Origin of the sequence: Microcystis aeruginosa NIES-2549 (assembly GCF_000981785.2) — a bacterium.
GTDB classification, from domain to species: Bacteria; Cyanobacteriota; Cyanobacteriia; order Cyanobacteriales; family Microcystaceae; genus Microcystis; species Microcystis aeruginosa_C.
Map to the genome: position 1 here is coordinate 1,904,297 of NZ_CP011304.1, position 12,934 is coordinate 1,917,230.

The 12,934-nt window shown below is 44.5% G+C and carries 12 protein-coding genes and 2 pseudogenes; 6 read left to right on the plus strand and 8 right to left on the minus strand.

All coding sequences use genetic code 11. From position 1 onward, the window contains the following. Positions 1 to 37 precede the first annotated feature (37 nt). Positions 38 to 301 (minus strand): annotated as a pseudogene (locus tag myaer_RS09285) (DUF29 family protein); the annotation flags it as partial. Between the two features lie 208 nt (positions 302 to 509). On the opposite strand from myaer_RS09285, the gene myaer_RS09290 reads away from it, so the two are divergent. The 3 genes from myaer_RS09290 to myaer_RS21985 all read left to right on the plus strand — a co-directional run bounded on the left by myaer_RS09290 (position 510) and on the right by myaer_RS21985 (position 1,687). Further along, positions 510 to 773, plus strand: a complete 264-nt coding sequence (locus myaer_RS09290) for a helix-turn-helix domain-containing protein (protein ID WP_046661878.1) — start codon at positions 510 to 512, stop codon at positions 771 to 773. Continuing rightward, complete coding sequence (locus myaer_RS21980; protein ID WP_235614832.1) at positions 770 to 1,144, plus strand: hypothetical protein; 375 nt, start codon at positions 770 to 772, stop codon at positions 1,142 to 1,144. Before myaer_RS09290 ends, myaer_RS21980 begins: the two co-directional genes overlap by 4 nt. Positions 1,145 to 1,315: 171 nt before the next feature. Continuing rightward, positions 1,316 to 1,687, plus strand: a complete 372-nt coding sequence (locus myaer_RS21985) for a hypothetical protein (RefSeq protein ID WP_235614833.1) — start codon at positions 1,316 to 1,318, stop codon at positions 1,685 to 1,687. On the opposite strand, the gene myaer_RS09300 is transcribed toward myaer_RS21985, so the two are convergent. The 5 genes and pseudogenes from myaer_RS09300 to myaer_RS09320 form a co-directional block, all read right to left on the minus strand. Beyond that, positions 1,653 to 2,741, minus strand: a complete 1,089-nt coding sequence (locus myaer_RS09300) for a DNA methyltransferase (protein ID WP_046661879.1) — start codon at positions 2,739 to 2,741, stop codon at positions 1,653 to 1,655. The genes myaer_RS21985 and myaer_RS09300 overlap by 35 nt on opposite strands. 108 nt (positions 2,742 to 2,849) lie before the next feature. Beyond that, a pseudogene (locus tag myaer_RS09305) lies at positions 2,850 to 2,963 on the minus strand (DUF29 family protein); the annotation flags it as partial. A gap of 55 nt (positions 2,964 to 3,018) precedes the next feature. Continuing rightward, positions 3,019 to 3,831 carry a HEAT repeat domain-containing protein gene (locus tag myaer_RS09310; protein ID WP_046661880.1) on the minus strand — a complete coding sequence of 271 codons (813 nt, stop codon included), beginning with the start codon at positions 3,829 to 3,831 and terminating at the stop codon, positions 3,019 to 3,021. A gap of 111 nt (positions 3,832 to 3,942) precedes the next feature. Then, positions 3,943 to 5,718, minus strand: a complete 1,776-nt coding sequence (gene pyk, locus myaer_RS09315; RefSeq protein ID WP_046661881.1) for a pyruvate kinase — start codon at positions 5,716 to 5,718, stop codon at positions 3,943 to 3,945. A gap of 156 nt (positions 5,719 to 5,874) precedes the next feature. Continuing rightward, entirely contained in the window at positions 5,875 to 7,569 is a 1,695-nt protein-coding gene (locus myaer_RS09320) for an iron uptake porin (RefSeq protein WP_046661882.1), read from the minus strand. Between the two features lie 651 nt (positions 7,570 to 8,220). Between myaer_RS09320 and myaer_RS09325 the strand changes: the two genes are divergently transcribed. From myaer_RS09325 to myaer_RS09335, 3 genes are read left to right on the plus strand one after another with little or no spacing between them, the layout of a single operon-like run. Then, positions 8,221 to 9,036: a Ycf66 family protein gene (locus tag myaer_RS09325; protein WP_046661883.1), complete on the plus strand. Its 816-nt coding sequence runs from the start codon at positions 8,221 to 8,223 to the stop codon at positions 9,034 to 9,036. A 12-nt stretch (positions 9,037 to 9,048) separates the two neighbouring features. After that, on the plus strand, positions 9,049 to 9,585 hold the full coding sequence (locus tag myaer_RS09330) for a TolB family protein (RefSeq protein ID WP_046661884.1): 537 nt from the start codon (positions 9,049 to 9,051) through the stop codon (positions 9,583 to 9,585). Then, positions 9,582 to 10,100, plus strand: coding sequence for a TolB family protein (locus myaer_RS09335; protein WP_046661885.1), 519 nt, complete (start codon positions 9,582 to 9,584; stop codon positions 10,098 to 10,100). Before myaer_RS09330 ends, myaer_RS09335 begins: the two co-directional genes overlap by 4 nt. A gap of 40 nt (positions 10,101 to 10,140) precedes the next feature. On the opposite strand, the gene myaer_RS09340 is transcribed toward myaer_RS09335, so the two are convergent. Together myaer_RS09340 and myaer_RS09345 are read right to left on the minus strand one after the other, a co-directional pair. Further along, entirely contained in the window at positions 10,141 to 11,238 is a 1,098-nt protein-coding gene (locus myaer_RS09340; RefSeq protein WP_046661886.1) for a patatin-like phospholipase family protein, read from the minus strand. 210 nt (positions 11,239 to 11,448) lie between these two features. After that, the gene (locus tag myaer_RS09345) at positions 11,449 to 12,738 is read right to left on the minus strand and encodes a glucose-1-phosphate adenylyltransferase (protein WP_046661887.1); all 1,290 of its coding nucleotides are present in this window, start codon (positions 12,736 to 12,738) and stop codon (positions 11,449 to 11,451) included. Between the last annotated feature and the right edge of the window lie 196 nt (positions 12,739 to 12,934).

Here is a 12,934-nt window from a genome sequence, read left to right on the forward strand (position 1 = left end):
ATCTCCTAACCCCACCAACAAACTCTTAAAGATAATTTTATCGCCAAACTTTTTTCTGTAAAATCTGACTAATTTCTTGGGGAAAAGGACAATCATCGGGAAAGTTAAAGGATTGATAATCGGGGTTATCTCGCAAGCTTTTTAAAGCCGTGGCATAGCAATCTAAAAATACTTGATCCCAGTAGGGTTTTAAACTAGGAGAATCCCTCAAAAGTTCTTCTAGTTCCCGTTGACTGCGCCTAATAGTTTCTTGCCAACCTCGATAATCCTCAACGTAATCAGTATAGCAGAGTTTGAGGCAGTGTGTTGACTTCTGCCCAAACTTTCTATCGTTCCAGATCAGCAGCAGCGAGTAACCTTCGCCATTGTACCAAAGACTTCACACCGTCCGCTACACTGGGGGGTGTATGCTGTTTACTAGGGCCGTGGGGAACTTAAAATCCCATTTTGGGATTATTCTAAAATAGGTTTATCTTGGAAATGCTAACTCCTGTGCTCATTAAAGCACGATGAAATCTATTTTTAGCCCAGAGTACCATGTCTTTCGTCAATGCCTGATCGCCGCTCGTAAGGATGCGAATTTAACTCAAGCAGCCCTCGCTAAAGCCATCAAAAAGCCGCAATCTTTCGTTGCCAAATACGAAAATGGTGAAAGAAGATTAGATGTGGTTGAGTTCCTTCTGGTTAGTCGTGTAATCGGTGTAGATCCTTGCGAAATTTTAAAGCAAGTTGAGCAAGCTTGTCAGTCCACATCTTGTGGGGAAGGGTTATGAATACAGAAGATGTTATTAGCCTGGCATCGCAATATCTAGATGATTTGTCTGGACATAGATTTGACCTATTAGACATTGCTAGACCAATATCGGTTGCTGCAGCAGTTAATTTAGCCAAAGTAATTTCAAAGCTATCACCACTATTGGGAAATCTGATTGAATTTAACACTGTTGAGTTTTTGAATAAGCAGGAAATATTTGCGCCGTTTGGTGAATGGAAAAGGCAAGATCCAGGATTTCCTGATACTGTCTTCATGGGTAGCATCCAGCCTACCCCGGGATTAGAAATAAAAGCATGGTTCCCATTAGCTACTGAAATAACAGCCCGTTTCAAAGATAGTCAAAATCATTTTCAGTTTGATCAAACCTAAGTTTCTCTAATAGCTTGGCTGCCTGAAGCGGTAATTTATGGCAAACCCAAGATTCTAGATGTATGCGTTGTCTCTGGCTTTTCAGTGGCTAAAGCGAGAGATGATCATTATCATAATCCTCCTGATTACCTTGTTCTAGAACCCGAAGATACAACCCAAAGGAGAGCAAATTTGCAACAAACAAATACTAATGGATACAAATTTCAAGGGACGGACGAAGAACTATTTCAAGCTGAAGAAATAGTTAATTCTTGGGGAAATGATGGCAGGCTTTATAAGCCGACACAAGAGTATCAAATGCTCTTGCGGGAACTGATCACTCGCTTCAAATATAGATTAGACACTAATTTTGCCAAAATGGACAGGATTTTACATCCAGGAATTGAGGATTTTAAAAAGCGTGTTTATCGAACACAGTTCTCTGGAATGAAAGTTGGACAGTGGAACAGGCTTTTAGCTAGTCGTCGAGAGGAGTTAATTAAATCTGCTTTAAGAGAACACCTTGGCATTAAAGAAGGGAACATTGATGAACTACTTGACTAAACCTTTTGACTCCATAATAGAAATAAGTTTCGTCAATTTCACAAGCGAAAGCTTTTCGATTCAGGATATTGGCGGCTAAAGAGGCACTGAAAAGCCCCCCAAATGGTTCCCAAACCACATCCTGTTCCTCACTTGAAGCTGCAATAATTAATTTCATCAGATCCAGTGGCTTTTGATTTAAGTGAACAGCTTTACCATCCTTAGACTTAATTCGTTCATCATCGCGCAAAGCTGAACGATCCCAAACATTTGTAAAACCATGAGGGCAATTAAATTTAGAGCGCATCTTCTCCCACTCTTTACCTGTTAAAGGACGCTGGCCATTTTTAGAAAAATAGGGTTTTCCCTCTGGGTTTCCGTGTTCGTTGGCATAGAAAACTAATTTTTCAAACATTTCGGGTGGGGGAAAATACCATAAATGTCCTTGATCAAAATATTTTCTTGTTGCCGCATCTGCGACACCACAAGCTAAATTAGCTTGACGCAAAGGTAAGCCCGATCTTAACCATTCCTTTCGGAGCCATTCTTTAATTGTTAAGTCAGCAATTTTGACTTCTCTAACGTATTGGACGCAAACCTCTGTCACCACTGGAAAACGCCTTATTTTTTCTGTGTTGACATTACCTGCAATATGACCTTTTCCTTTATTCCATATATTACAATTAACATATCGCCAGCCAAATTTCTCAAGTATTGGATGTACCACAGCCCAGCCAATTTCTGAGTTCCAAAACCAAAGAGTTGTATTTGGCAAGGCCAACTTAGACCAAGCTTCCACATGAGGTTCATACCATTCAGGTAGGTCAAGATGATCTGATGTATCACCTTCAAATCCTAAAAGACCGTAGCCTCCGTCTGAGATTATTACTATAGGTTGTTCCCAAGAATCATAATGTTCAATGCTATTACCAAGACTCAGACTAACACTGCTGTTATTCCAAGCTGAAAAAGCTAGTTTCTCAGTAAGTTGGACAGTTTTGCCACGCCCAACAGTGCTTGTTGCTTTATTCTTCTTTATACTTGGCAGACGATGGGAAGGCTCAGGTATATCCATGGATTTTTTTATCGTCTTATAAACAGTATGAATATCAATACTCTATCCTGTTTTAGGATATTTGGCTACCCCATAAACCAATGACCTAGAAAGTTAGCCTAAGACTAGCAAACTTTCTATCTCCCCGCTCAAGTTTTCCCAGTCAACTTGATCAAAGTTTTTTTGTTTTAACAGAGTGATTGTTTCGTTCAGCCAGCCAACATAATCGGTTTGAATTAGCATAAAAACCTCTGGATTTTATCGGTTTTAATTTAGATACAAAATAACCAATGATTAATTACAATAAACTATCCATTAAAGTGAGAATTTCCGAGATATTTTCGCCCCTAGAATTAGTTTTTAGATGGTTTTCTAAAAGTTCCTTGAGAGCAACCAGTTTCAGACTATTTTCCGCCAAAGTATTAGCGATCGCAGGAGCAGCCGGCAGATAACCCGTAGCGCCCAAATCCATTAAAGCAGAACGACGCAGCTGTAATTCTTCCCCTTGCAAGGCATTAATCAGAATATCGCCATAGTCGGGGTTAGCCGTGAGTTGATAGAGGGCGCGGGCAGCCGCATAACGCACTTTTTCGACGAAATGCTTTAAAAACGGTTCAATGAGGGGAATCGCTTCCCTCGCTTGCAGGGTTCCCAAGGCTTCGATAATCGCCTCGTAGGGTTGGACTAAATGGGGTTTTCCCGTCACTAAAACGGCCACTTCGATGCCACCCTCTAATAGTTTCTTTAAAGGTGCGATCGCTCTTCGATCCTGAAGCATTTCCAATGCCTGGGCAGCCGATTCGCGCACATAATAATCTTCGCAGTCGAGACAGGCAATCAAAGCGGGAACACAACCGAGATCATCTAATTTCCCTAAAGCACTGGCAGCGTTGCGTCGCAGGGGATAACCGCCGTCAGGAGTGCGATCGCTTTCGTCCTCTAAAGCGGCAATTAACGCCGAAATCGCCTCCGGTTGACGAACACGAAATCTACCCAACCACCAAGCGGCATAATAACGCGCTCCTAGGTCTTCTCTTTGCTGGATATTAGCGATCGCTTGTTGAACAGTATAGGCCGGATTATCGACGGCAGCAGAGTAAGAATCGCTCATAGACAAGTGAAAATGGGTGTGGGGTGTGGGGTGTAGGGAAGGAAACCTCTTTCATCTCTGGTGGTGAAAATTTTTTCATCAGGACTGACTCGGAGAATACTGACGACTGACTCAGTTTTTCATAGTTGCCGCGCCATTGCCAATACCAGAATAAATTAAACCCCGTTGAGCATCGAGACTAATGATCACCCCTTCGCGGATAATTTTCGTGGCATCTTTAACCCCGACAATAACAGGAATGCCCAATTTTAAACCGATAGTAGCGGCGTGATTATTCATGGAGGTATCCTCGGTGATAATTCCGCCAGCTTTCCGCATCATATCCACATATTCGGCACTGGTGGTGGGAACGACTAAAATCTCCCCATGACTAAAACTACCCACTTCTCGGGCATTATGGGCCACTCGCGCCCGGCCACTGGCCATACCCTGGCCGATACCTGTACCTTTGCCCAAAAGGGATTTTACCACTTCCACCTTAATTAAATCCGTGGAACCGGCCACCCCTTGCAGAGTTCCCGCCGTCATCACCACTAAGTCACCATCCGCGAGGAGGTTATTTTCCTGGGCAAGATTCATCGCCACTTGAAAAGTTTGGCTGGTGGAGGGTAAATCGAGCAATAACATCGGTTTTACGCCCCAAACTAGCTGTAACTGCTGTGCCACTTCTCGATGGGGAGTAACGGCTAAAATCGGGGTTTTGGGGCGAAATCGGGAGACATTACGGGCAGTAGAGCCGGTTTTTGTCAGGGTAATAATTGCCGCTGCCCCCAATTGTTCGGCAATTTGACTGACTGCCGAGGAAATAGCGTTAGGAATCGATTGTTTATTGTTAGAGCGAGCGGCACTATTGATCTGTTCCCGTTCGATCCTTTCGGCAATGCGGGCCATGGTTGCCACCGCTTCGATGGGATAATGACCCACAGCCGTTTCATTGGAAAGCATGACCGCATCAGTGCCATCTAAAATCGCATTAGCTACGTCAGAAACCTCGGCGCGGGTGGGACGAGGATTACTGGCCATACTGTCAAGCATTTGAGTGGCGGTGATAATCGGGATGCCTAGCTGATTAGCGGTATTAATCAGGCGTTTTTGCAGGATTGGCACGTCTTCGGCTGGTAATTCTACTCCTAAATCTCCCCTGGCCACCATAACACCATCACAGAGGGATAAAATTTCCCCCATTTCCTCGATCGCTTCGTGTTTTTCAATTTTAGCGATCACGGGGATAGATTTACCCGCACTGGCGATTAATTCTTTAATTTCCAGGATATCTTGGGGATTACGCACAAAACTAAGGGCAATCCAATCCACATCCCACAGCAGTCCGAACATTAAATCTTTTTTGTCCTTATCGGTTAAAGCTTTTACCGACAGATAAACGTTGGGAAAATTTACCCCTTTATTGCTCGATAAGACACCCCCAACCACTACGCGACAGGACAGGTCTCCTTTCAGGCGATCCACTGATTCCACCCGCATTTCGACTTTACCATCATCGAGGAGAATTCTCGAACCTTCTGGGACTTCTTGAGCAAGAGAGGGATAGCTAATGGAACTTATTTCCTGATTACATTCCACATCCCTAGAAGTAAGGATAAAGGGTTCCCCCGGTTTCAGGGTAATCGACCCACAGGCAAATTTACCTAAACGAATTTTTGGACCCTGTAGATCCTGAAGGATGCCAATCGGTTGATTGAGTTCAAAGGCTAACTGACGGATCAGGTTAATGCTGTGACGATGGTAATCGTGATCGCCATGGGAAAAGTTTAATCTAAATGTTGTCGCCCCCGCCTTGATCATCTGACGTAATGTTTCCTTATTTTGCGAGGCCGGGCCAATCGTGGCCACAATTTTAGTGCGACGGGGGAAAGACGGAGAGTGCATAGATAAGCAACTAAATAGGCGAAGTAAATATAGCAGCGTTTGGGACGCTCCGATCATCTTCTCATAAATGGTTATATCCAGTGAAAAGTTAAAAGTAAAAAAACGGTGAGATCTACAAATCCCACCGTTCTTATTGATCAGGTCGGTCAAATCAGCTTAGAAGCGGAAAGTCGTCCGGAGGACACCGACAAAAATGGTGTCGTCATTACGGTTGTTAGCGTTGAAGATCGCATAGGCACCAGGCGTAATCAGGATGTTTTTGGTGACTGGGAACTTATACTGAGCTTCCACCATGTAGGAAGTGCCATCTTCCTTATCGGAACGGGGTACTTGACCGCCACCGATGGACAAGGCCGCACCTTCGGCAAAGAGATCGAGGACAGAAAGATTAAGGTTCCAAGACCAGATACCAGTGTTATTGTCTCCGATCGCAGCATTAACTCCCGTGGCCGAGGCATCAGCATAACCACCCCAGGCCGCTATATTTAAGACTCCTGGGATAACCTGGGCGCTACCCTGCAAACCGAAACGGTTAGCAGTAGTACCAACGTTACCAAAGGGACGCTCGGTGAGAGGGCTGCTGACGTTACCGAATAAACCAGAACTCATACTGGCTGCAGTTTGATAACTGTGAACGTAAACGAAGTTAATATCGGCAAATTTGATGAAGGAGAAACCTACTTGCGCGCCAGTACTGTAGGAACCATTAAATAAACCGCTACCCTCATTAGGATTGCTGGCTCCGTTAACCCCACCCTCGGCTAGGTAGGTTCCCGTAACTTGGAAAACATCGCCAATGTTGAATCTGACCCCAGCACCAACACCCGAAGGACCCCGGAAAACGATGTTATTGTAGCGTTGACCGCGAGATAAAGCACCTGTACCGCTATCGGCGAGGAAGGGGTTAGCAGTGATGAAAACGTCATCAAGGTTAAGGGCGTTAGCACCAACCCAAACGGTGATGTTACCGAAGGGAGTGCCGATGGGAGCGCGGTAGAACAAGTCATCGATGGTTACGTCATTGTCCCGGCCATCATCGTATGCCAGACGGGTCATGTTCGTTCTCGTCGGACCGTTTTGGTTGAAGGTAGAACCAAAGTTACCCGCTTGTAAACGGGTTCTTAACATATCTTTACCAGTGAAGCTGGTTTCAAAGTTGAGTCGTACCCGATTATTAAACACGGCTTGGGTTTGATCTTGATTGCTGCCATCAGTCACCGTACCGTTGGTATTGGTAATGGAAGGCTGATCACCCCAGCTATCGGCAATACTGAAGATTACCTCACCTCTGAGTTTGGTAGTGGTGGAAAATTGATTATTTTCCAAGAAAGCAACCCGCTGTTCCAGGTTATCTACTCTAGCTCCTAAGGCCGCTAGTTCGGTTTCAAATTCTTTAACAAGACGTTTTAATTTATCGATGTCTTCTCTGAGTACAGCGATACCATCTTGAATTAAACGTTCCATGACGTTTAAACAAGCGTTTAAACCGGCGGCAAATTCCCAACGAGTGGTGGCCCGATCACCACGGAAGGTCCGGTCGGGATAACCAACGATACAACCGTAACGTTCTACAAGGCTTCTTAATGCTTCGTAGGCCCAAGCGGTGGGAGATACGTCCCGCAGTTGGTTAACGCTAGTCACCTGAGACATGGAACCCTGATAGACACCTGTATTGATCTGCTGACTACTTTGGGCGCGTTGAAGGCGATCGAGTTGTTGTTGCGCTACTGGATCAACCTTAAGTTGAGGTGTACCGGACATAGTTTGAGCTACGGCACCACCTGCAGCGGCCAGGGAAGCACCTAATACTAAAGGAGTTACCTTGACTAAATTCTTGAATATTTTTGACATGGGTCAATCCTCACACCTTATTCTATGGATTGAATGAACTATGGATACAAGCAGACTATTTACATACATAGCCTGAATTATACTCACATTCTATGCTAATTCCCTCTTGCCTAGGTTAAGTTAACTTTATGGTATGACAGAAAAATTTCTGTCTCATCTTATTAGAATTGGAACTTACGCACTTTACAAATTAACCACGGTGTGCATGAATGAAAATCCGTCGTTTCAGAAGCGATCGCTCAAAAGCCATCAAGAAATCATATTAAAATGCCCGAAACCCATGCCCCACATTTAGTCAATCCCGTCAATGGGTAATCTCTAAAGATTTTGTTAAGATATTGGCCGTCAGCCTTTTCAGTGATCAGTGATCAGTGATCAGTTATCAGATGTGAGTTTTCAGTTCACTGATTACTGTTTACTGTTCACTGATAAAATCTCGCCACTTCCCTAACAACAGTTGTTTAAATTAGGCTCGATCGAGTAAGTTAGAATCGAGGATGATAGATATAGTGCCAGACTTCGGGGTTAGGATATAGCTCGACTCTAGAAGTTAAAAACAGCAAGATTGCTGCCGAAAGCTGACGGCTAATGGCTAACCGCTATAGATAAAGACTCGATTCTTGAATTTAAGCACCGAGAAGGGAGATAAAGATGGTCAATTTTGGGCTGAATTCGGCCAGTATCTTAGGAATTTTTCTGGCAGTGGCCGGAGCCGGGTTATACTTCCTGCGCTCGGTGCGGCCGGAACTTTCCAGGGATCATGATATATTTTTTGCCGCCGTTGGGTTACTGTGCGGTTTAATTCTACTTTTTCAAGGATGGCGACTGGATCCGATTTTGCAATTCGGGCAATTTTTGCTGACCGGGGCAGCGGTGTTTTTTGCCTTCGAGACGGTAAAATTGCGGGGTTTAACCACGGAACAGGCCCGCCGCGGCACGTCTTTTGTGGATGAACGTCCTGTGAGTCGGGAATATCGGGCCGAATTGGAACCCCTCGACACCTACGAACCGGAGGAACGTTACGAAGATAATCCCCGTTTACGCGGTTACGAGGATCCCCGCTCTTCCCGCACTTCTAGTTATCAGGACGAGGAACCCCGCAGCACCCGCACCCGTCGGCCGGCCGATACTGGCAGTCGCAAAACGGCTAATCGTCGTCCCCGCAATAGTTCCCCCACTAGCGATCGAGATGTTTATGATCAGCGCCGTAGCGGTGATGATTGGGAAGAAACCAGTCCCCGTCCCCGTCGTCGTCCCGCTAGTGAAGAGACGAGCAGTAAACCTCCCCGCAGTAGCCAAAAACGTCGTACTCGCCCAATAATTGAGGATGATCCCCCATTTAAAGGGGAATACGTCGATTATCAACCGATCGATCCTAGCGGTACGAGTGATCGAGAAGATTGGGAGAGACCGGATAATAGTGAACGGGAGTCGAGTAATGATAATCCGACTAGGTTTGACTATTAAGGAGTAGGTCCGATGACCAAATCTCCCTTTTTGCTGTTTATCTGCTTGTTTTTAGGGGTTATAGGCGGTTGTAATCTCAATAACCCCGGTTTATCTACAGGAACCCTAAATAGTCGCTATAATGACGAAAAACCTGCCCTGAGCGGTGATGGTCGTTGGCTTGCTTTGCTGTCTAATCGTCGCGGTACTAATCAGATTCTGCTGTATGATTTGCAGACAAAACAATACCAGGCCCTGGGGGGATTATATACGGGTCAAGAAATTACCGATAGCCCTAGTTTAAGCCAAACGGGGCGTTATCTGGCTTATATGGTGATTATTGAAGGTCGTCCCGTCATCGCTTTATACGATCGCATTACCGATCGTTCTGAGTTATTGAGTCAAAATTATCGCGGTTGGTTGCGAAATCCCCGTCTTAGTCCCGATGGTCGTTATCTTGTCTTTGAGTCCGCTCGTCGGGGACAATGGGATGTGGAGGTTCTCGATCGCGGTCCGAATATCGAGTTAGATATTGCCGATGGCAGTCCCGTTGACAGTCCCAAACCGTGAAACGTCATTTTTTTATTAGTCTTGTTGCCGTAATTAGTTTGTTAACTGGATGTGCGGGTTATCCCAGTTTATTGTCTTTTCCTTTCGATCGAGGGGGGAGAAGTTTAAACAGCGCTGCTAGTGAATTAACTCCCTATCTTGCCTCTCGCTATCTCGTTTTTGCTTCCGATCGCAATGGTTCCCAAGCTATCTATCTTTTTGATGCCATCGATCGCCGTTTACTGCCTTTACCCGGCCTAAATTCTCTCGATCAGATCGCTTCTAGTCCTTCCATTAGTGAAGATGGTCGTTATATCGTTTTTACTGCCAGTCGTCAGGGAAAAACGGCTATTTATCTGTACGATCGACAAACTCAACAGAGAAGGGAAATTGCTCCCGATCTGCTCGCGGAAGTACGCAATCCGATCATCAGTGCCGATGGTTCTAAAGTGGCTTTTGAAGCGGCAAAAAATGGGCAATGGGATATTATGATTTACGATCTATCTGGACGGGTATTAGTCAATGAAAATCAGTGATTATTATCACCGCCACCGGGAAGAACTTTTTTAGCAAACCCTATCTTAAACCCATAGCTTTTAGTCGATGTTCTAGAAACTGTTTTCCCTGTTTTTCGCCGTCAGCGATCAGACGCTGGATATTGGCGGGAGAGCGATCGAGTTTACTTTCATAGTTGAGACTATTGGCTAATTCCGCCGACATTTCGATCATCGGGATATGGTAATCTTGATCGGGATCTTCTGGGAAAGATTTAGGAATTTTAAATGGTTCTGTTAAGGCAATCTCCCGCAAGAATTCCTCTTTAAAGGCTCCTTTAAGAAATAATTGATTGAGAAAATCAATCTGATCGAGACCTTGAAATAGGGAAACATTGCCTTCTAATTCATTGCGGCGATCGGCAATATCATCGGATTGCACGGGGATCTTATCTCTAGAGGTGGGATTAATTTTAATTACCCAAATTTCATCGGGAATATTTTCGACTCCGACAAATTCACTGCGAATTAAAGAACGGATGGGGGGATTATCAGAAAATAGTCCATCCCAGTAGGCCATAGTTTCAATGGTGACAGCAGGAAAAATGTTAGGAACACAGGCAGAAGCTAGGATATGTTCAATTTTAACTGCTTCCTGGCGCGAGTTAAATTTACTTAACTTTCCTGTGAGGACATTACAGGCCCCCATTAATAAAATTGGTGGTTCTGGTTTAGCTCCCCAAGTGGCTAATTCCGAGAAATCAATATGCGCTCTTAGTAACTGATCAAAGTTGGTAAAGCGACTGCGTAAACCGTAGGTAGCTAGGGAAAATAAGGTTTTAGTAATCGGAGAGTAAGGACTGAGATTATACTGGGGAATTAATCCTTTGCTGGCTAATTCTAGAGCTTTAATAGCTGAGTCATTAAATAGCTTTTCTTGGGGAGTTCGAGCGCTATTATCTTCCCAAAAATCAATCATTCTTTTCCAAACGATGCTATCACCTTTTTTGAGAGCATACCAGATGAAAAAGGCACAGATAGCACCGCCAGAAGTACCACTGAGACTGACAATATTAAAGTAATCTTGCACTTTATTGTCAAATAATGCTTTTAATGCACCAGCAGTAAAAGCAGTTTGACTGCCGCCTCCCTGACAAGCGATGGCGATTTTGGCTTTCATAAATATCCTTTGAATGGCTTATATCTAAGCCCTAAGTAGGGAGGCACAATTATTTGTAGGATGGTTTAGCGGTAGCGTAAACTATGCGGGCGTTGGGTTTCATGCTTCAACCGTTCGGCAAAAGCTCACGGCCGAAGCCCAACCTACGTTCATCTGATAACTGATAACTGATAACTGATAACTGATAACTGATAACTGATAACTGATAGATTAAATTACTGTCCCGTCGGGAATAGTGGCATTTTTGAAAATAACCACGATGCCGCTGCGAACATAGAAACCTAAATCTTCGCGATTAGCTTCTTCCACACGATCTTTGTTAACAATTAAAACGTTGGCACCAATGCGAGCATTTTTGTCCACAATTGCCCGACGAATAGTGGAACCCGGGCCGATACCCACGGGAACTTTGCCATTTCCGATGAGACCTTCCCGTTCGGGGAAAGACTCATAAAAGTCGGCTCCCATCAGCATTGTATCCTCGATCGTGCAGTCTTTGCCGACTCGACTACGAATACCTAAAATCGAGTGATGGATGCGAGATTCTTTGAGAATACAACCTTCAGAAATCATCGATTCTGTCACCGTACAATTGAGCATTTTTGTGGGTGGCAGATAGCGAGAACGGGTATAGATGGGGGCTTTTTCGTCGTAGAAACTAAAGGCGGGATTGGGTTGTTGGGTCAGGGCGAGATTAGACTCATAAAAGGCTTCAATCGTCCCGATATCCTCCCAGTAACCCTTAAATAAATAAGCCTGAAGATTGTAGTCTTTAGCCGCCGAGGGAATAATTTCCTTGCCGAAATCGGTCTGTTCTTTATTGGCATCGAGCAGATCGATTAAAACATTCTTTTTAAAGACATAAATTCCCATGGAAGCAATGTAGGGACTTTGACGAGCTTGGTCGGGAGTTAAGCCTAAAATCGTCGTATCTACCCGCATTCTTTCCAATTCTGGCCCTTTGGGTTTCTCATAAAAATCGACAATTCGCCCCGAATCATTAATTTTCATCACCCCAAAAGCGGAGGCCCGACGTTCATCGATGGGAACCACTGATAAAGTGATATCGGCGTTGGTTTCCCGATGGCGTTCGATGAACTTGCTGTAGTCCATGCGATAGAGATGATCTCCCGAGAGAATCAGATATTCATCGATATCCCAATCCTTCATCGTCCAAATATACTGTCGTACCGCGTCGGCCGTGCCTTGGAACCATTGAGGATTTTCCATGGTTTGTTGAGCAGCCAAAACTTCCACGAAACCATCACTAAAACCCGTAAAATTATAGGTACGATTGAGGTGACGATTGAGGGAAGCGGAATTAAATTGCGTCAACACATAGATTTTGTCAATCTGGGAGTTAATACAATTGCTGACGGGAATATCGATTAAGCGATATTTTCCCGCTAGGGGGACGGCAGGTTTTGCCCGCAGTTTCGTTAACGGATAAAGGCGAGTTCCGGCCCCGCCACCTAAGATAATAGCTAATACTTTTTTCACGCGCGTAACCCTCGCGATTGGCTGTTTCCTTCTCAAAGTAAGTGTAGGATGATAGCGTACCTTATTGATAGAGGGGAAACAAAAATCTAGATCTAAAAGTCATCAAGAGGGAATTGATCGGAGTCTTTGCGGATAAATTCGCTAAAATCATGAATTTCTGGGCTAAATCATTAATATTCACCTTTTTTCTCCCTTT

Excerpts from the sequence above, each read along its gene's own strand:
- myaer_RS09340 (WP_046661886.1), bottom strand. The coding sequence starts at position 11,238 with ATGAAAGCCAAAATCGCCATCGCTTGTCAGGGAGGCGGCAGTCAAACT.
- myaer_RS09320 (WP_046661882.1), bottom strand. The coding sequence starts at position 7,569 with ATGTCAAAAATATTCAAGAATTTAGTCAAGGTAACTCCTTTAGTATTA.
- myaer_RS09290 (WP_046661878.1), top strand. The coding sequence starts at position 510 with ATGAAATCTATTTTTAGCCCAGAGTACCATGTCTTTCGTCAATGCCTG.
- myaer_RS09300 (WP_046661879.1), bottom strand. The coding sequence starts at position 2,741 with ATGGATATACCTGAGCCTTCCCATCGTCTGCCAAGTATAAAGAAGAAT.
- myaer_RS09310 (WP_046661880.1), bottom strand. The coding sequence starts at position 3,831 with ATGAGCGATTCTTACTCTGCTGCCGTCGATAATCCGGCCTATACTGTT.
- myaer_RS09330 (WP_046661884.1), top strand. The coding sequence starts at position 9,049 with ATGACCAAATCTCCCTTTTTGCTGTTTATCTGCTTGTTTTTAGGGGTT.
- myaer_RS21980 (WP_235614832.1), top strand. The coding sequence starts at position 770 with ATGAATACAGAAGATGTTATTAGCCTGGCATCGCAATATCTAGATGAT.
- myaer_RS09325 (WP_046661883.1), top strand. The coding sequence starts at position 8,221 with ATGGTCAATTTTGGGCTGAATTCGGCCAGTATCTTAGGAATTTTTCTG.
- pyk (WP_046661881.1), bottom strand. The coding sequence starts at position 5,718 with ATGCACTCTCCGTCTTTCCCCCGTCGCACTAAAATTGTGGCCACGATT.